Annotated in this window: 14 protein-coding genes; 2 read left to right on the top strand and 12 right to left on the bottom strand. The window is 67.8% G+C overall.

Annotated features, from left to right (window positions below; all coding sequences use genetic code 11):
• Window positions 1–36: 36 nt before the first annotated feature.
• On the bottom strand, window positions 37–2,658 hold the full coding sequence (locus ACFFGH_RS14760; RefSeq protein WP_386669518.1) for a TonB-dependent receptor: 2,622 nt from the start codon (window positions 2,656–2,658) through the stop codon (window positions 37–39).
• A 260-nt stretch (window positions 2,659–2,918) separates the two neighbouring features.
• Here ACFFGH_RS14760 and mutS point away from each other — a divergent pair, with 260 nt between their 5' ends.
• Complete coding sequence (mutS, locus tag ACFFGH_RS14755) at window positions 2,919–5,480, top strand: DNA mismatch repair protein MutS (protein ID WP_386670240.1); 2,562 nt, start codon at window positions 2,919–2,921, stop codon at window positions 5,478–5,480.
• 225 nt (window positions 5,481–5,705) lie between these two features.
• Here mutS and ACFFGH_RS14750 read toward each other — a convergent pair whose 3' ends face one another.
• The 9 genes from ACFFGH_RS14750 to ffh form a co-directional block, all read right to left on the bottom strand.
• Window positions 5,706–6,113 carry an Hsp15 family ribosome-associated heat shock protein gene (locus ACFFGH_RS14750; protein WP_386669516.1) on the bottom strand — a complete coding sequence of 136 codons (408 nt, stop codon included), beginning with the start codon at window positions 6,111–6,113 and terminating at the stop codon, window positions 5,706–5,708.
• Window positions 6,114–6,162: 49 nt separating this feature from the next.
• The gene (locus ACFFGH_RS14745) at window positions 6,163–6,885 is read right to left on the bottom strand and encodes a Mut7-C RNAse domain-containing protein (protein WP_386669513.1); all 723 of its coding nucleotides are present in this window, start codon (window positions 6,883–6,885) and stop codon (window positions 6,163–6,165) included.
• A 143-nt stretch (window positions 6,886–7,028) separates the two neighbouring features.
• On the bottom strand, window positions 7,029–7,430 hold the full coding sequence (gene rplS, locus ACFFGH_RS14740; RefSeq protein WP_386669510.1) for a 50S ribosomal protein L19: 402 nt from the start codon (window positions 7,428–7,430) through the stop codon (window positions 7,029–7,031).
• Window positions 7,431–7,560: 130 nt separating this feature from the next.
• The gene (gene trmD / locus ACFFGH_RS14735) at window positions 7,561–8,355 is read right to left on the bottom strand and encodes a tRNA (guanosine(37)-N1)-methyltransferase TrmD (RefSeq protein WP_386669508.1); all 795 of its coding nucleotides are present in this window, start codon (window positions 8,353–8,355) and stop codon (window positions 7,561–7,563) included.
• Between the two features lie 43 nt (window positions 8,356–8,398).
• Complete coding sequence (gene rimM, locus ACFFGH_RS14730; protein WP_386669506.1) at window positions 8,399–8,923, bottom strand: ribosome maturation factor RimM; 525 nt, start codon at window positions 8,921–8,923, stop codon at window positions 8,399–8,401.
• A 47-nt stretch (window positions 8,924–8,970) separates the two neighbouring features.
• Entirely contained in the window at window positions 8,971–9,237 is a 267-nt protein-coding gene (gene rpsP, locus ACFFGH_RS14725; RefSeq protein WP_386669504.1) for a 30S ribosomal protein S16, read from the bottom strand.
• Between the two features lie 150 nt (window positions 9,238–9,387).
• Window positions 9,388–10,428, bottom strand: a complete 1,041-nt coding sequence (locus ACFFGH_RS14720; RefSeq protein WP_386669502.1) for a M48 family metallopeptidase — start codon at window positions 10,426–10,428, stop codon at window positions 9,388–9,390.
• Window positions 10,425–11,513, bottom strand: coding sequence for a YjgN family protein (locus ACFFGH_RS14715; protein ID WP_386669500.1), 1,089 nt, complete (start codon window positions 11,511–11,513; stop codon window positions 10,425–10,427). The genes ACFFGH_RS14720 and ACFFGH_RS14715 overlap by 4 nt, the downstream gene beginning before the upstream one ends.
• 118 nt (window positions 11,514–11,631) lie before the next feature.
• Window positions 11,632–12,996, bottom strand: coding sequence for a signal recognition particle protein (gene ffh, locus ACFFGH_RS14710; protein WP_386670238.1), 1,365 nt, complete (start codon window positions 12,994–12,996; stop codon window positions 11,632–11,634).
• Window positions 12,997–13,109: 113 nt separating this feature from the next.
• On the opposite strand from ffh, the gene ACFFGH_RS14705 reads away from it, so the two are divergent.
• Window positions 13,110–13,898 (top strand): cytochrome C assembly family protein, encoded by a 789-nt coding sequence (locus tag ACFFGH_RS14705; RefSeq protein WP_386669497.1) that lies wholly within the window; start codon window positions 13,110–13,112, stop codon window positions 13,896–13,898.
• A 24-nt stretch (window positions 13,899–13,922) separates the two neighbouring features.
• On the opposite strand, the gene ACFFGH_RS14700 is transcribed toward ACFFGH_RS14705, so the two are convergent.
• Entirely contained in the window at window positions 13,923–16,121 is a 2,199-nt protein-coding gene (locus ACFFGH_RS14700; protein WP_386669495.1) for a putative bifunctional diguanylate cyclase/phosphodiesterase, read from the bottom strand.
• A 124-nt stretch (window positions 16,122–16,245) separates the two neighbouring features.
• Entirely contained in the window at window positions 16,246–17,658 is a 1,413-nt protein-coding gene (radA, locus tag ACFFGH_RS14695) for a DNA repair protein RadA (RefSeq protein WP_386669494.1), read from the bottom strand.
• Window positions 17,659–17,777 lie beyond the last annotated feature (119 nt).

Genomic DNA, 17,777 nt, shown 5'->3' with positions numbered 1-17,777 from the left:
CGACACTATAGACGGTGCCGCCGCCCCCCCTTTGGCTCAGTAGCTCACCCGCAGCGTGACCCCGTAGGTACGCGGCGCGCCGAGGAAAGCGTTGTAGGAGTTGAACGGGTTGCCGGGCGCGGGTGAGACGTTCTGCAGCGGCGCGTCGAAGCCGACCTGCACGTATTCGGTGTCGAACAGGTTCTGGGCCCAGAGTTCCACTGCCCAGCTGCGATCGCGCGCGCCCAGGCCGATGCGTGCATTGACCAGGGTGTACGCTCCCTGCTGCTTCTCCACATCCAGATCCGAGCCCGTGTTGTGCTCGGACATGTACTTGGCACCGAGGTTGAAGCGCGCCAGCAGTTCGGAGCCGATACCGTATTCGTAGGTCACCGAGGCCGAGCTGGACCAGTACGGCGCGAAGCTGACCTGGCTGCCGGGCAGCTTGTAGAGGTTGCCCGTCGGCGCAACGAAATCGGCGCCGGGCACTTCGTCACCGTAACGGGTGTCCGCGTACGTCACGCCGCCCTGCAGAAGCAGGCCCCGCATCGGCTGCCACAACAGATCGGTGTCGATTCCCTTTGAAACCACCTCGGGGATCGAGCGCACGACGAAGCTGGTGCCGAGAAAGCTGTTGAGCTGGAAGCCCGAATAGGTCTGGTGGAACAGCGTCGCGTTGAGCAGCAGGTCACCGTCGGCCCAGGTCGTCTTCGCGCCGAGCTCGTAACTGTCGACAAACTCACCCGGGAACGAGGTGTCGTTCACCGGCACGATGCCCTGCCCGCCGCTGGACAGGCCGTTGCTGGACTGCACGCGGTCGAGGTTGAAGCCGCCGGCCTTGTATCCGCGCGCGGCCGAGGCGTACGTCATCAGGTGCTCATTCCAGCGGTACGCGGCCTTGAGCGTGCCCGACCACTCCGTCTCCTCGCGCTGCTGGCGGGTCGCACGTCCGTTGTGAAGCGGGTTCGCCCAGGGCAGACAGCTGAAGCCGACGATGTTGCTCACGATCGCCTGCTGCCGCGCCGCGGGAAGCGAAGCGAACGGCACACCGCGGCCGGTCAGGGCTGTCGCGATCCGCCCGATCGCCGCCGGGCTAACCTGGCCGTTCGGGCCGAAGTAAGAGGCGCAGCCGATCCCTCCGTTCGGGTTGCTGTAGACCGAATCAAGGCGCTTGTCCTCGATCGTGTAACGCAGCCCCAGCGTGACGTCGAGCGCATCGGTGGCGCGCCAGGTGTTGTTCGTGAACAGCGCGCTCGTCTTCGAGTTCTGCAGATAGCGATCGTTCGCACCGAAGCCGACGAACGCCGTGCCGAACGGCCGACCGGTGGTCTGCGAAAGAAATGTGGCGGCGGTCGGCGAAGCGGCGAGCGCCGGGTCGATCAGCGCGAGCAACGCGGTCGAGAAGTACGGCTCGTAGCCGCTGCCGATGCGGTAGGTCTCGTTGCGGCGCAGGTCCTCGTCGGAATAGAACGCGCCGACCATCCAGTCGATACGGTCGGTCGAACCGGTCAGCCGCAGCTCCTGCGTCGCGGTTTCGAACCGCGTCAGCGACTCGTCCTCGTCCGCATTGCGATACAGCAGGTCGGCGCTCGAGAAATCGAAGTCCAGGCCGTTGATCGACTGCCACTCGCGGACCGCGGTGATCGACGTCAGCGTCGCGTTACCGAACCAGGGCGTGATCCAGTTGACCTCGGCGGAGACGCCCTGGTCCTTGATGTCCTGCTCCGTGCTGCGGTTGCTGTAGGCGATGCGGGCGAACGGATCGGCCACCGGCGCGACACCCGCGTCGGGCGAAAGCGCATCGACGATCGGCGCAGTCCGGCCGCGCACCGTGGTCAGCCCGACGCAGCAGTTCTCCTCGCGGCTCGTGTAGTCGGCGATGAAGTTGATGTCGAGGTCCGCGGTCGGCTCCAGCAGCAGCTGCGCGCGGACCGTGTGCATGTTCTGGTCGCCGTCGCGGGTTTCAGTGCGGGGGCCGGCGCCGGTGCGCACCTCAGTGAACCCGTCCCGCTTGCGCTTGGCGGCATACACGCGCATCGCGGCGTTCTCGCCCAGTGCGGTGTTGAACGAGCCGGCAGCGCCGATCGCGTCGTAGTTGCCGACGGTCAGTTCGCCTTCCACCCGGGTGTCGTAGTCGGGCCGACGCGTGATCACGTTGATGACGCCAGCCGAGGTGTTCTTGCCGAAGACCGTGCCCTGCGGCCCCTTGAGCACTTCGATGCGCTCGACTTCACCGAGGTCGCCAAAGCCGACGCCGTTGCGAGGCCGGTAGACGCCATCGATTACGACGCCGACCGACGACTCGAGGCCCGCGTTGTCGCCCACCGTCCCGACGCCGCGGATGCGCGCGGTCGTCTGCGCTTCACTCTGCGTGCTGGTCACAGTCAGGCCGGGCACCAGGATCTGGAGATCCTTGATGTCGCGCACGCCGGTATCGCGCAGGATCTGCTCGGGCAGTGCGGTGAGCGAGATCGGCACGTCCTGCAACGCCTCTTCGCGCTTCTGCGCGCTGACCTTGAGGGACGCCAGATTGGTAACGTCGTCCTCCTCTTCCGCGACCGGATCGGGCGCGGACGCGGCGGCCGCCGGCTCTTTCTGCGCGAGTACCGGGTTCCAGACAGCAACCGCGGCGAGGACCGCCAGCGCGAGTGCACTACGGTGTGGCTTTCTGACGATCATCGCTTTGCCCCCAAAGACGAGCCGCTGACGGAGACGCTGCATCCCGCGGCGGTGGATGCCGGACAACCTAGCACGGCTTTCACAACGCGAGCGGGCCGAAGGTCATGGGTCCGTGCGGCGCTGGCATACACTGTCGCGCCGCTCCGGCCGCGCCCGTCCGACGGGCTCCGCTCTTGTCTGATCTGACCGTGCCCGACGCCACCCCCACCTCAACTGCCCGCCGCGACGTTCCGCCGAACGCCGACGCCCACACGCCGCTCATGCGCCAGTTCTTCGCTGCCAAGGCGGAGCACCCGGACGTGCTGCTGTTCTTCCGCATGGGCGATTTCTACGAGCTGTTCTACGACGACGCCCGCAAGGCGGCGCGGCTGCTCGACATCACGCTGACCCAGCGCGGGCAGTCGGCGGGCCAGCCGATTCCAATGGCCGGCGTGCCCCACCACTCGGCCGAGGGCTACCTCGCGCGGCTCGTCGCGCTTGGCGAGTCGGTGGCGATCTGCGAACAGATCGGCGACCCGGCGACGTCAAAGGGCATCGTCGAGCGCAAGGTCGTCCGCGTCGTTACACCCGGCACCGTGACCGACGAGGCGCTGCTGAACGAGCGGCGCGACACGCTGCTGCTGGCGGTTTCGCGCGGGAAGAACGGCTTCGGGCTGGCTTGGGCGGACCTTGCGGCCGGCCGCTTCCTGGTCAGCGAAGTTACTGACGAATCCACGCTCGAGGCTGAACTGGCGCGGCTCGAGCCGGCCGAGCTGCTCTGCGCCGACGAGGACGGCTGGCCGCCGTGCGTCACTGCCCGCACTGGCCTGCGACGGCGGGCGCCCTGGCTGTTCGAGGTCGACAGCGGGCGCCGCCAGCTGCAGCGCTTTTTCGATGTGCACGATCTGACCGGCTTCGGCATCGAGGACCGCCCGTTCGCGGTCGCCGCGGCAGCGGCCCTGCTCGGCTACGTCGAGGAAACCCAAAAGCAGCGCCTGCCCCATCTGACGTCGATCGCGTACGAAGCTGGGGATGGCGCGGTCGCAATGAACGCCGCGACGCGCCGGCATCTCGAGCTCGACAGCCGGGTGGACGGCGATGCGCGCCACACGCTGCTCGGCGTGCTCGACAGCACGGTGACGCCGATGGGCGGCCGCCTGCTGCGTCGCTGGCTGCACCGACCGCTGCGGGACCGGTCCGCGCTGCGTCTGCGACACCAGGCGGTCGCAGCGATGATCGACACCGGCGCCGGTGATTCGCTGCGCGAATGCTTCCGCGCGGTCGGCGACCTCGAACGCATCCTTTCGCGCATTGCCCTACGCAGCGCACGCCCCCGCGACCTGTCGACCCTGCGCGATGGCCTGGGCCTGCTGCCGGCGGTCCGCACCTGCCTAGCCGCGGTGGATTCACCGCGCCTGCAGTCGCTTGCCGACGAACTAGGCGAGCACGGCGAGAACGCGCATCTGCTTGCGGGCGCGATTATCGAGCAGCCGCCGGTGCTCGCGAGGGACGGCGGCGTCTTCGCCGAGGGCTACGACGCTGAACTCGATGAACTGCGGCGGCTGTCGACCCATGCCGACCAGTTCCTCGTCGAGCTCGAGGCCCGCGAGCGCGCGGCGAGTGGAATTTCCACGCTCAAGGTCGGCTACAACCGCGTCCACGGCTACTACCTCGAGGTCGGCAAGGTGCACGCCGACCGCGTGCCAACGCACTACACGCGGCGCCAGACGCTCAGCAATGCCGAGCGCTACATCACCGAGGAGCTCAAGCAGTTCGAGGACAGGGTGCTGTCCGCGCGTGAGCGAGCCCTTGCGCGCGAGCGGCTGCTGTACGAGGACCTGCTCGACCGGCTCAATGCCGACCTGGCGACGCTGCGGTGCTGCGCCAGCGCGCTTGCCGAGCTCGACGTACTCGCCGCGTTCGCCGAGCGCGCGCTGACGCTGGACTGGGCGCGGCCGGAACTGTCTGACAGCCCCGGCATCCGCATCGAGCGCGGGCGCCACCCGGTTGTCGAAGCGGTGCGCAGCGAACCGTTCGAGCCGAACGACCTCGTGCTCGAAGGACGACCCGAAGACGGCGGCCGACGCATGCTGGTGATCACCGGCCCGAACATGGGCGGCAAGTCCACCTACATGCGGCAGAACGCGCTGATCGTGCTGCTCGCGCACATCGGCAGCTTCGTGCCGGCGACGCGCGCAGTGATCGGCCCGATCGATCGCATCCTCACGCGCATCGGCGCAGGCGACGACCTCGCGCGCGGGCAGTCGACCTTCATGGTCGAAATGAGCGAAACCAGCTACATCCTGCACCACGCGACCGACTGCTCGCTGGTCCTGATGGACGAGATCGGCCGCGGCACGTCGACCTACGACGGCCTCGCGCTCGCCGAAGCCTGCGCGCGCCAGCTCGCCCATCACAACCGCGCTTACACGCTGTTCGCGACGCATTACTTCGAGCTGACGTCGCTCGCCGCACCGGGCAGCGGGATCGCGAACGTGCATCTCGACGCCGTCGAGCACGGCGAGCGGCTGGTGTTCATGCACGCGGTCAAGGACGGGCCGGCCGATCGCAGTTTCGGGCTGCAGGTGGCGGCGCTCGCAGGCCTGCCGCGCCGCGTCGTCGAGGATGCAAGGCGACGGCTGGCCGAACTCGAACGAAGCCGCTCCGAAGGCGTGCGGCCCGACCTCTCGACCGCCGCGCTCGATCAGCCGCAGCAGTTCGGGCTGTTCCCGCCGCAGCCGGCGCCGTCGGCAGCACTGGACGCACTGGACGCGATCGACCCTGACGAGCTGACGCCGAAGCAGGCGTTGGAGGCGCTGTACCGGCTCAAGTCCCTCGCTTGAGGCGTTGATGGCTTGAGCGCCTGAGCCGCGTGGCGCCGCTGAAGCGCTCGTGGTCGCTGAGGTGACTCAGGGCCGAGGACCTTGCTGTAGAGGCTGCTTCACGAGCGTGTCTGGTCACGATTGCGCTATCGGCCCCGCCCGTGCGCGGCACTTCTCGCCCGTGCCCCTGCTCGTAGGACACCGATCAGGATGCTCTGCATCCGCCACCTTCGTGCGCGGCCCGATCTACAGCGCGTCGAGATCGCCCAGCGCGCGAATCAGGCGACGTGCGCGCTTGTCCGGCTTGCCCTCGGGCGCGCGGTAGCCCGTGCGCTCGGCAGCGCGCTGCGCCCGCGCCTGTTCGCGCCGCGCGCGCGACTCCTCGGATTCGGCGTACAGCTGCTGGGCCACACTCGCTGGGCCACGCGTATCGCTGAGCCCAAGCACTTCGACGTCGAACGTCTCATCGCCACGCACGACGCGCAGCGCATCGCCGGGACGGACCGCGCGCGAGGGCTTCGCGCGCTGGCCACCGATTTCAACCTTGCCGGTATCGATGGCCTGCTTGGCGAGGCTGCGGGTCTTGTAGAACCGCGCCGCCCAGAGCCACAGGTCCAGGCGGACGTCGGTAAGGGATTCGGGCTGGATCATCATTCAGATCCGAAAGAAATGGACGAGTGGTTGGGCCTGGTGAGTGCTGCTGTCAAAGATGCACCCCGACTTCCTGCAGGCGATGCCGGAGCCTCGCTTCATGGGTGCCGCGCCAGTAGACCTGCTCGCAATCCGCACAGCGACCGAACCCGCTTCGTTCGCGCAGCGCCTTCGGCGGGACGATGCCCTCGGCATCAGCAGCCGCGATCGGGTCGACCCGGCCGTTGCAACGCACGCAGCGGGTGAAGGGCGCAAGGTGCTGCTGCAGGCCGAACCGGTCGATCACTTCGCGCAGCTGGGCGCGCGGATCGGTCGAATAGACGAATGCTCCGCTGGTGATCTGCGAGCGCTTGAGCAGGCCGATATCACGCGACAACAGCGTACGGACCTGCACAGCGGACACGGTGGCAAGCTCATCATCGCCGGTGTCATTGCGGTACCACGTGTCGATGCCGATCAGACGCAGGTAGCCGGCGAGTCGTCCGAGATGCACGTCGAGCACGAACCGCGGCTGGTCGCCCGCGGGCGCAGTCGTGACGGGAAAGACTTCGACGCGCTCGCCGCCCTGCAGGCGGCGATCCAGTGCGGCAGCGGTGCCATCCAGAAGCACCTCACCGACCTCGGTGTGTGGCACTCCCAACGCCTCGACCGGGTCCTTGAGGGCAGGACTGCCGTCGAACGCATGCGTGAAACGGACTCCGCGACGCCGCGGTGCGATGAACGATTCGAGCCGGCCGTGGAACCGGAACTCGCAGGTCTGGCGCTGGTCGGGCATGTCCTCGTTGGAACGAGCGGGTCGGGAACCAGTCCTGAGCGTAGCGGCACTGTTGCACGCCAGGATGAATCCAGCTCGGCCCGGCGGCGCCAAACGCAAACGGCCGCCCTGAGGCGGCCGTCGCGGACGATACAGCTGCGCGATTACTTCGCGGCAGCGGCAGCGGCCTTGACCTTCGCGTAAGCGGCGAGATCTTCCTTGATGCGCGCCTTCTTGCCTTCCAGACCACGCAGGTAGTACAGCTTGCCGGCGCGGACCTTACCGCGGCGCTTGACGTCGACCGAGTCGATTACGGCGCTGTGGGTCTGGAACACGCGCTCGACGCCGAAGCCGTGCGAGATCTTGCGGACAGTGAACGACGAGTTCAGGCCGGCGTTCTTCTTGGCGATGACCACGCCCTCGTAGGCCTGCACGCGCTCGCGGTTGCCTTCCTTGACCTTGACGTTGACGACGACAGTGTCGCCCGGGCTGAAGTCGGGCAGCTGGCGCTGCACCTGGTCGGCTTCGAAGTTCTGGAGCAGCGTGTTGAGCGAGGGCTTGTTCATGGGTTTGGCCTGTTGGATCGCCACTTGAGTGGCTGCCTGTTGGAGTCGTTGTAGCGCGAGTGCACGTGGACCCGCGTCTGGCATGGGTACAGCTAAGCCGCGCATTATAGCGAGCTTTTTCGTGGGTGCGCTACCGGCCGGAAACGTCGGACCCGGCGCCCGCGATGGCGTCGTCGGCCGGCCCAGCCTCAGCGTGTTCGGCGCGCCACAAGTCGAGCAGCTTCCGATCCTTGCTGGAGAGCGAGTTCACATCGAGCAGGTCGGGTCGTCGCGCCCAGGTGCGTCCCAGCGACTGCATCCGCCGCCAGCGCGCGATTTCGGCGTGGTTGCCCGAAAGCAGGACCGCCGGTACGGCGCCGTACTCGTGCTCCACCGGGCGCGTGTAATGCGGGCAGTCCAGTAACCCACTTTCGAAGCTGTCCTGCACCGCTGATTCGGCATCGTTGAGCACGCCATCGAGCAGCCGCGCCACGGCATCGACGACGACCGCCGCCGCAAGCTCTCCGCCCGAGAGCACGTAATCGCCGATCGAAATCTCCTCGTCGACCTCCGCGGCGATCAAACGCTCGTCGACGCCCTCGTAGCGGCCGCACAGCAGCACAAGCCTCTCGAGCCCGGCCAGTTCGCGCACTTTGGCCTGGGTCAGCGGGCGGCCCTGCGGACTCATGTAGACCACACGAGCCGGCCGCGCGTCCGCGTCGCGCGCCGCGCGCAGGCTGGCTCGCAGCGGCTCGATCAGCATGACCATGCCCGGCCCGCCGCCGAACGGACGGTCGTCGACGCGACGGTAGTTACCGGTCGCGTAGTCGCGCGGGTTCCAGCCGTGCACCGACAGCAGGCCGCGCTCGTGCGCGCGCCCGACCACGCCGAAACCGGCACAGTGCTCGACGAACTCGGGGAACAGACTGATGACGTCGATGCGCATGGACGGGTCGCTGGGCTGGTGGTCCCGAAAGACCGCAGGCCTGCTAGAACTCCGGATCCCAATCCACCGTGATCAGGCCGGCATCGAAGTCGACCGACGAGACGTATTGCGGCTCGACGAACGGGATCATGCGTTCGCGTTCATCATCTCGCGCTACGAGCACGTCGTTCGCGCCGGTCGAGAACAGGTGCGACACGGTGCCGAGCCCGACTCCCTCGAGGTTGACGACCCGCATGCCTTCCAGGTCGACCCAGTAGTACTCACCTGGTTTCGGCGGCGGCAATGCCGAACGAGGCACGAAAATCTCGGTGCCGCGCATCGCCTCGATCGCATCACGATCCTCGACGCCCGGAAAATTCGCGATCAGGTACTTGCCGGTTTCGCGGCCGCGAATGCCGTGGATCTCCCGCTCGGTGCCTTGCGGCGTACGCAGGACCCACGGCTGGTAGCGGAAGATCGTGAGCCTGGGCTCGGTCCAGGACTCGAGTTTCGCCTCGCCACGAATGCCGAAGGCGCCGAGCACCCTGCCAAGCAGGATGCGGCGCCCCGCATTGTCACTCGAACTCATGGCTGCACCCGCCGATCAACCGGATAACGCGTGCAGCCACTGGCGGCTCAGGCCGCTTCGGCCTGCTCGCCCGACTTCTGGGCCTGCTTGTAGAGATCGGCCACCTTCTCGGTCATCTGCGCGCCGCGCTCGACCCAGTGCTTGACCCGCTCGACGTCCAGTTCGACGCGCTTGTCGTTGCCCGAGGCAACCGGGTTGTAATAACCCAGACGCTCGATGTTGCGGCCGTCACGCGCGCTGCGGCTGTCGGTGACGATGATGTGGTAGAAGGGACGCTTCTTGGCGCCGCCACGGGTCAGGCGAATCTTGACCATTGCTGCTTTCCTGTGTTGCCCAGTCGCCGGAATGGCGAGGTAAGCCGGCAAGTCTAAAGGGTTTCGTTGCCGCCGAAAACCCGTCCGCGCTGGTCGCGGGCGCCGATTGCGCCCGCCTGTCCGCCGACGCTGGGTCGCGCCCTGCCCGGCTCAGTCCTTCGCGGCCCTGCGGCGAGCGGCCGACTCGGCGGCCGCAATGCGCTCTGGTGTCGGCGGATGCGTCGACAGATAGCCGATCACCTCGTCCGAGCCCGCGGGCGACGCCTTGGCAAGCCGTCCCATCACGGTCGCGAACGACCGCGGCGACAGCCCGCGCCGGTCCAGCAGAGCAAACGCGTAGGCATCGGCTTCGCGTTCGTGCCCCCGCGAAAACCCGTTGCTGAGCAGCGTCGCCGGGATCGAAACCGCGAGCGACGAGCCCGATGCATCTCCCAGCAGCAGGCCGGCCAGAACAAACACGCCGGAACTCTCGAGGGCCTGCCGCATGCCGTGGTGGTGCACATGGTGACCAGCCTCGTGAGCGAGGACGGCAAGCACCTCCTCATCCGATTCGGCGAGCGCGACAAGCTCGTCGGTCATGAAGATGCGGCCGTCGGGCAGTGCGAACGCGTTGGGCCCCATGGCGGGCGCATCGACAAACGAAAGCGTCAGTTCCGGAGCCCGCGGCTCGCCTGCCACGAGCGCCCGGAAGCGCTTGTGCAGCCGCTCGCGCCGCTCGGCAGACAGGCGGCTGGGCGCGAACTCGGTCCGCTCGAGCAGTTCGACAACCTGACTGCTCGCGTGGACCTCGACCGTCCGCGGCATCCGCTCGGCAGCGAACCGCGCGGTGGCAGGCAAGCCGAATTGCACGAACGCGACTGTCGCCACCACCGTGGCCGCTGCGGCCGCGACGATGGCAGCGCGCCTTCGCTCAAACCAATCGGCGAGGTCCTCGACCCGGCTCGACCGGCCTGGCAGCCATGCATCGAGCAATGGCGAGTCCGGGCACTCGACGTGGCCATGGCCTGGGCGGCGCAGCAGCCGTGGCGTCGAGCCAAGGCGCGCATTGAGCTCGATCTCCGACACCGGCCACTCGTGCCGGGCTCCGTCGGCGGTCAACAGCTGCAGCGTGCCGGGCGACGGACACGCCAGCCGCACGCTCTGCGGCCGGCTGGCACGCCCGTCGAACCATTGGCCGTGCAGCTCGCTCAAAGGCCGATGTCCATGCCGGTGTCGAGCGCGTCCACGAGTTCAGCGCCGGTTGCGCCGGTTCGGGACTCGGACGCCGCGACGAAGTCGTCGAGGTCGCCGTGCGCGACGAGGCAGAAGTGTTCGGCGCGGTAGCGCGCCAGGCGCACCATCGCCCACGGCACCGCAAGCCCCAGCGTGCAGATGACCGCGACCAGATTGGTCGCGTAGATCCACAGCAGGTCGCGCACCCGGAGCGTCGATTCGAAGCGGTGCGCGATCAGGCGGCTGTTGTTCCACATCAGGTTCGTATAGCGGACGCGCAGGTATACGAGCAGCATGAACATCACGCCGTAGACCGCCAGGAGCCCCGCCGCCATGCTGGCGCTCAGCGCTTCCTTACCGAGCGCGCCGCTCGCGGACAGCATGCCGAAACCGACGCCGAATACGACGAACGCGCCGACGATCGTGCCTGCAGCAATCACATACGGCCCGTAGTACTTGCCGGTCTCGCCCTTGAAGCTGAAGCGCTTGACGCCGTAGCGGTGGCCTTCGACGACGAACTCGTGCTGCCGCCGCTTCATTGCCGGGTACAGCAGCGACAACGTCAGGCCGCTGAGCCAGGTCCACAGCAGGAACGGGCCGTACGCCTCGCCTGCACCGTTGTCGAAGCGGAAGCTCAAACCGCGCCAAGCCGAGTTGCGAGCCCGGAAGCGCATGCTCCAGACCAACAGGGCGGGCATCAGCACGCCGACGGTGAGGATCAGGACCGCGTAGAGCCCGATGGCGAACTGCGCGCTCAGGCCGATCGCGATCACGACCGCGTATGCGATCAGCCGTCCCTTGAGGATGGCGATCGGCGAAGCCAGGTACTCGAAGCTGCTGCCCGCGAGCCGGGTATTGCCGTAGAAGTAGCGCTCGGTGCGCACCTTCGCCCACGCCGAATAGATGCCGAGCGTGACGATGCTCAGCAGCAGGTTGACGAACCAGATGCCGAAGAACTCGCCCGCACGCCCGTGGAACTCGGGACGGTGGCGCACGGTTTGCGGCTCGCTGTAGGCGTACGAATTGAAGTCGCCCGCCGGAGCGGTCGGAATGAGGTCGAGCATGAATTCCCCCTTGAAGCCGCCACGGAGGCGGCAGATCGGTCCTTGACCATTGGTCCGCCGCAGGACTCCCCAGTCCGCCGGTCGCGCCAAGATTAGCCGATCGGGAGAGCTCGCGGCGTCAGCGGAACGGCATGCCCTTGCCGCCCATCATCCCGCGCATCCCGCGCATCAGGCCCTTCATGCCTCCGCCGGACAGCTTGGACATCATCTTTTCCATCTGCTGGTACTGCTTCATCAGCTTGTTGACGTCGGCCGGGGTCATGCCGGAGCCACGCGCGATGCGGGCGCGGCGCGAGCCGTTCAGCAGCGCCGGGTTGCGGCGCTCCTTCTTGGTCATCGAGTTGATGATCGCGACCAGCCGGGGGATTTCCTTGCCGGTGATCTGCTGCTTGAGGTGCTCCGGCACCTGGCCGATGCCGGGCAGCTTGTCCATGAGCCCGTGCAGGCCGCCCATGTTCTGCATCTGCTCGAGCTGGTCCTTCATGTCGTTGAGGTCGAACTTCTTGCCCTTCGCGACCTTCTCGGCGAGCTTCTGGGCCTTGTCCTTGTCGACCTGCTGCTCGACCTGCTCAACCAGCGACAGCACGTCACCCATGTCGAGGATGCGGCTCGCGATGCGATCCGGGTGGAATACGTCGAGGCCGTCGGGCTTCTCGCCGGTGCCGATGAACTTGATCGGCCGGCCGGTGATATAGCGCACGCTCAGCGCGGCGCCGCCCCGGGCATCGCCGTCGGTCTTGGTCAGCACCACACCGGTCAGCGGCAGTGCCTCGCTGAAGTGCTTGGCGGTGACCGCGGCGTCCTGGCCGGTCATCGAGTCGACGACGAACAGCGTCTCGACCGGATTCACCGCGCCGTGCAGCGCCTTGATCTCGGCCATCATCGCTTCGTCGATGCTGGTGCGGCCGGCGGTGTCGACGATCAGCACGTCGACGAACGACTTGCGCGCATCGGCAATCGCGGCGCGCACGATCGCCTCGGGCTCCTGCGAGGCGTCGGACGGGAAGTAGATGACGTCGACCTGCTGCGCGAGCGTGCGCAGCTGCTCGATCGCGGCCGGGCGGTAGACGTCGGCCGAGACCACCATGACCTTCTTCTTGCGACGCTCGCGCAGGTGCTTGGCGAGCTTGGCGACCGTCGTCGTCTTGCCCGCGCCCTGCAGGCCAGCCATGAGGATCACGGCCGGCGCGGGCACATTGAGGTTCAGATCGCTCGTCTGCGCGCCCATGACGGTCGTGAGCTCGTCGCGGACGATCTTGATCAGCGCCTGGCCGGGCGTGAGCGACTTCAGCACTTCCTGGCCGACCGCGCGCACCTTGATGCGCTCGATCAGCGCCTGGACCACCGGCAGCGCGACGTCGGCCTCGAGCAGCGCGATTCGCACCTCACGCAGCGACTCGCGGATGTTGTCCTCGCTCAGGCGGCCGCGACCGCGCAGACGCTCGATCGTGCCGGAAAGGCGCTGGGTCAGGGATTCGAACATGCGGATGCAACCTGCCGGGAAGCCAAAAAGCGGTCGGCGATTATAGCTTGGCGGGTTCCGCGCCCGGCCTGAACCACTGCCTCGGCGCGCAGGCGCTATGCGACACTTCGCCGATGACAATCGTTCTCATCGCCGTCGCGCTGTACCTCGTGTCGACCGCCCTGCTCGTGCGTGCCCTCGCCCACGGCCGGCCGGTCGCGTCCTGGGGCTGGCTCGTCCTGGGCCTGTCGGCTACGGCGATACACGGCCTGGTCCACGTGCTGGCCTGGCACCGGACCGGACTGCCGGACATGCACTTTTTCTCGGCGTTGTCGCTGGTCGGGTTCGGCATGGCCCTGCTGACGGCGCTGGTCGGGCGGTTCGGCCGGATGGCGGCGCTCGGCGTCGTCGTGTTCCCCATCGCGGCGGCCACGCTGGCCGGCTATCTCGCGTACGGCCCGCGCACGGCGGCGGTACTGGACTGGCCGTTGCAGCTGCATGCGTGGCTGGCATTGCTCGCCTACGCGACGCTGGCGATCGCCGCGCTGATCGCGCTGATGCTCTGGGCGCAGGAGCGCGCGATGCGCCGGCGCGAGTTCCACCGCTGGCTGCGTGCACTTCCGCCTCTGGTGGATCTGGAATCGCTGCTGTTCCGCACGATCGGGACGGGCTTCGTGCTGCTGACCGCGACGCTGCTGACTGGCGCGGTGTTCGTCGAAAACCTGTTCGCCCAGCACCTGATCCACAAGACCGTGCTCAGCGTGCTGTCGTGGCTTGCGTTCGGCGCGCTGCTGCTGGGCCGCGCGCGTTACGGATGGCGCGGGGCGATCGCCGTGCGCTGGACGCTGTCGGCGACCGCGCTGCTCGTCCTCGCGTATTTCGGCAGCAAGTTCGTGCTCGAACTCGTGCTGGGCCGCGTCTGACCCCGAGCTGCGCAGTCTGCCGTTCTACTTATCGTTGCCGCTTGCCGGCAACCGGTCGAGACAACGGGCAGCCGCGTCGTCCGGCAGTGCGGCGGAGAAAAGAAAACCCTGCGCCTCGCGACAGCCGAGTTCGCAGAGCTCGTCGGCCTGCTCTCGGGTCTCCACGCCTTCAGCCACGATGTGCAGGCCGAGGCTGTGCCCGAGCCCAATGATCGACTGGATGATCGCGCGGGCGCTGTCGTCGTTCGCACCGCCGAGGTCGGCAATGAAACTGCGATCGATCTTGAGCGTCGTGACCGGTAGCCGGCCGAGGTAGGCCAGCGACGAGTAGCCGATGCCGAAGTCATCGATGGCGATATGCAACCCCGGTGCGGCCGCAATCAGACGGTCGAGCGCCTGCGAGGCCTGCTCGATGTCGCGCATCAGCGAGCTTTCGGTGATCTCGATTTCGATCCCGTCGGCGAGGTCGCGGGCCTCATGCAGGATGTCCTCGAGCTGCGAAATCATCTTTCCGCTCTGCAGCGCCTGGGCGTCGAGGTTCACTGACACCCGGCAGTCCGGGTGCGTCATCCGCCACTGGCGCAGGTTGGCCAGCGCGTGGCGCAGCCCACCCAGGTCGATCTGCCCGATCACGCCGCCGTGCTGGGCCAGGCCGAGGAACTGCCCTGGCAGCAGCAGGCCGCGCTTGGGGTGGTTCCAGCGCGCCAGCGCCTCGAAGCCGATGACCTTCATCGACGGTAATGACACGCGCGGCTGGTAGTGCGGCCGAATCTCGTCGCGCTCGAGCGCAAGCCGCAGCTCGTGACGTAGACGCAGCGATTCGCGGCTGGCGTGAGTCATCGACGGAGTAAAGAAAGCAAAGCGGTTCCGGCCCTCGCTCTTGGCCGAATACATCGCCGCGTCGGCCTGGCGCAGCAGGCTTTCGGCATCGATCGCATCGTCGGGGTAGATCGCCACACCGACGCTGAGCCGCAGTGCGAACGTGAGCCCGCGCAGTTCGACCGGCTCAGCCATCGCCGCGAACAGGCGCTCGATGAGCTGCGACAGCATCGCGAAATCATCGACATCGACGACGACGACGAACTCGTCGCCGCCGAGGCGCGCAACGATGTCGCCCGCCCTCATCGTCGTCGTCAGCCGTGCGGCGAGTGCGGTCAGGATTTCGTCACCAACCGAATGTCCGTAACTGTCGTTGACCAGTTTGAAGTCGTCGAGGTCGATCAGGATGACCGCCAGCCGCCGGTCTTCGCGCTGCACGCGGGCGAGCGAAAGCGCGAGGCGCTCATGCAGAAAGCGCCGGTTTCCGAGCCCGGTCAGCGGGTCGTGGAACGCGAGCCGCGTGAGCCGGTCGGCCATCTCACGCGATCGGAAGGCGTTGGCGAACATCTGGCCGACCAGCCGCAGGCCGAGCAGGATGTCAGACGGCCAATGGCGTTGCCGGCGGACCGAGTCGAACCCGATAAAGCCGTCGGGCAGCGCCGCGTCGCCGAACGGCACCAATACCACCGAGCGGATGCCTTCGCGGGTGAACTCGGCGCGCTCGGTGGCCGCCTCATCGGGCAGCTGCTCGACGACCGGCACATGCACTTCGCGCCCCGCGAGCAGTTCCTGCATCAGCCAGGGAAAGTGCGTGACCGGGATGTCCTGCAGGTTCGAGGCTTCGCGGCTGACGCCTTCCTCGACCCACTCATGTGTATTGGAATGGGTGGTGCGTTCGACATTGAAGCGAAACAGGTAGGCGCGATCGACCGCGAACAGCTGGCCGATCCGCCCGAGCGCCTGTTCGATCAGCGCGTCGATCTGCGCGGGCGACGCGTGGATCAGCTCGGTCGACAGCGACGCGATGAGGCGCTCGAAGACCAGACGCTGCTCGAGGCGCTCGCGGTAATGGGGCTCGAAGTCGATGTCGGCGAGATCGACACGGTGGCCTGCAGCATCGGACGGGCGTGCTTCGATCCATACCGCCAGGGGCTGTCCTTCGACGGAGCTGGCGTCGATGCGCAGGCGGCCGCCCGGCACGCTGCGTGCGGCCGCAAGCAACCGCTGCAGCGCGACTTCGTCCAGAGCGGGGACGAGTGCGGCGAGCGAGGCCGGCGGCGAGCCATCACCGGACACGCCGAGCACCCGACCGTGGCCATCGACCCGCAGGCGCAGGCGATAACGGGGTTCGGGGGCAGACTGGTTGCCACACGGCAGGGCCGCGGCCTCGGGTAAACGCTGCATCGTCCGGCTCCGCTCCCCACTCGGCCGCGTGATGAACGGACAGAATGTTCAGCGAACCCGCGAAAAGCAAGGCCGAGTGTCGCGATGTTGAAACACACTGACCCGTACGGCAGGGCCGCGGGGCTCAGGTGGCGACTTCGAGCGCCTCGGACAGCCGCTCGACCGCGACGACCTCCATCTCCCCGATCCGCTTCGTTTTAGGCGCATTGCCTTTGGGCACGATGGCGCGCTTGAAGCCGTGTGTCGCGGCTTCCTTGAGCCGCTCCTCGCCATTCGGCACCGGGCGGATTTCGCCGGACAGGCCGACTTCGCCGAACGCAACGGTCTGCTCGGCGAGCGGCCGGTCGCGCAGCGACGACAGCACGGCGAGCAGCAGCGGCAGGTCGACGGCGGTCTCCTGCACGCGGATGCCGCCGACCACGTTGACGAACACGTCCTGGTCGCCGACGCCCACGCCGCCGTGCCGATGCAGCACGGCGAGCAGCATCGCGAGGCGGTTGCCCTCCATGCCGACCGCGACGCGGCGCGGGTTGGACAGCGGCGAAACGTCGACCAGCGCCTGCACTTCGACCAGCAGCGGACGCGTGCCTTCGCGCGTGACCATCACGCAGCTGCCCGGCTGCGGCTCGCGACTGCCGGACAGAAAGATCGCCGAGGGATTCGGGACTTCCTTGAGCCCCTTGTCGCTCATCGCGAACACGCCGAGCTCGTTGACCGCGCCGAAGCGGTTCTTGAACGCGCGCAGCACGCGGAAGCGGCTGCCGGACTCGCCTTCGAAATACAGCACCGCATCGACCATGTGTTCGAGCACGCGCGGGCCGGCGATACCGCCTTCCTTGGTTACGTGCCCGACCAGGAACACTGCGGTGCCGGTCTCCTTGGCATAGCGAACGAGCCGGGCGGCGCTCTCGCGCACCTGGCTTACCGAGCCTGGCGCGGCGCTGAGCTGCTCGGTCCAGAGCGTCTGTACCGAGTCGGCCACGATCAGGCCGGGGCGCATGCGCGATGCATGTTCGAGGATGCGCTCGATGCCGGTCTCGGCCAACGCATGCACGCCATCGAGCGGCAGACCGAGCCGAAGGCCGCGACCCGCGACCTGCGCGAGCGATTCCTCACCGGTGACGTAGAGCCCCGGCATCGTCGACGCCATCTTCGTGACCGCCTGCAACAGCAGCGTGGACTTGCCGATGCCGGGGTCGCCGCCGACCAGCACGACCGAGCCGTGCACGAGGCCGCCGCCCAGCACGCGGTCGAACTCGCCGATGCCGGTGCTGACGCGCGCCTCGTCGGCGTGTTGCACATCCTTGAGCGCGGTGACGGTTGGCGCATCGGCCTTGCCGGCCCAACCGCTGCGACGCGTGGCCGCGACGCTGCTCTTGCCGCCGGCGGACGAGGCGGGCTCGATGACGAACTCGCTGAGCGTGTTCCAGGCGGTGCACTCGGCACACTGGCCCTGCCACTTGTTGTGGTCAGCGCCGCATTCGGAGCAGACGTATGCGGTGCGGGCTTTGGAGGCGGACTTGCTTGCGGTGGCCATGGGCAGCGACAACAGGGCGGGCCGTCACTGTAGACGGCCCGCATCGCAAGCGCTAAGACCTCCAGCGGCGGGCGCTGCGGTCGCGTTCGGCGGGCGCCGTCGCGCTCGACCGTGCCTGC

The sequence above is a fragment of the Lysobacter korlensis genome (assembly GCF_042434515.1).
This window is presented reverse-complemented; position numbering and strand designations above follow the sequence as displayed.

Excerpts from the sequence above, each read along its gene's own strand:
- mutS (WP_386670240.1), top strand. The coding sequence starts at position 2,919 with ATGCGCCAGTTCTTCGCTGCCAAGGCGGAGCACCCGGACGTGCTGCTG.
- ACFFGH_RS14745 (WP_386669513.1), bottom strand. The coding sequence starts at position 6,885 with ATGCCCGACCAGCGCCAGACCTGCGAGTTCCGGTTCCACGGCCGGCTC.
- trmD (WP_386669508.1), bottom strand. The coding sequence starts at position 8,355 with ATGCGCATCGACGTCATCAGTCTGTTCCCCGAGTTCGTCGAGCACTGT.
- ffh (WP_386670238.1), bottom strand. The coding sequence starts at position 12,996 with ATGTTCGAATCCCTGACCCAGCGCCTTTCCGGCACGATCGAGCGTCTG.
- rplS (WP_386669510.1), bottom strand. The coding sequence starts at position 7,430 with ATGAACAAGCCCTCGCTCAACACGCTGCTCCAGAACTTCGAAGCCGAC.
- radA (WP_386669494.1), bottom strand. The coding sequence starts at position 17,658 with ATGGCCACCGCAAGCAAGTCCGCCTCCAAAGCCCGCACCGCATACGTC.
- ACFFGH_RS14750 (WP_386669516.1), bottom strand. The coding sequence starts at position 6,113 with ATGATGATCCAGCCCGAATCCCTTACCGACGTCCGCCTGGACCTGTGG.
- rimM (WP_386669506.1), bottom strand. The coding sequence starts at position 8,923 with ATGAGTTCGAGTGACAATGCGGGGCGCCGCATCCTGCTTGGCAGGGTG.
- ACFFGH_RS14715 (WP_386669500.1), bottom strand. The coding sequence starts at position 11,513 with ATGCTCGACCTCATTCCGACCGCTCCGGCGGGCGACTTCAATTCGTAC.
- ACFFGH_RS14760 (WP_386669518.1), bottom strand. The coding sequence starts at position 2,658 with ATGATCGTCAGAAAGCCACACCGTAGTGCACTCGCGCTGGCGGTCCTC.
- ACFFGH_RS14705 (WP_386669497.1), top strand. The coding sequence starts at position 13,110 with ATGACAATCGTTCTCATCGCCGTCGCGCTGTACCTCGTGTCGACCGCC.
- rpsP (WP_386669504.1), bottom strand. The coding sequence starts at position 9,237 with ATGGTCAAGATTCGCCTGACCCGTGGCGGCGCCAAGAAGCGTCCCTTC.
- ACFFGH_RS14700 (WP_386669495.1), bottom strand. The coding sequence starts at position 16,121 with ATGCAGCGTTTACCCGAGGCCGCGGCCCTGCCGTGTGGCAACCAGTCT.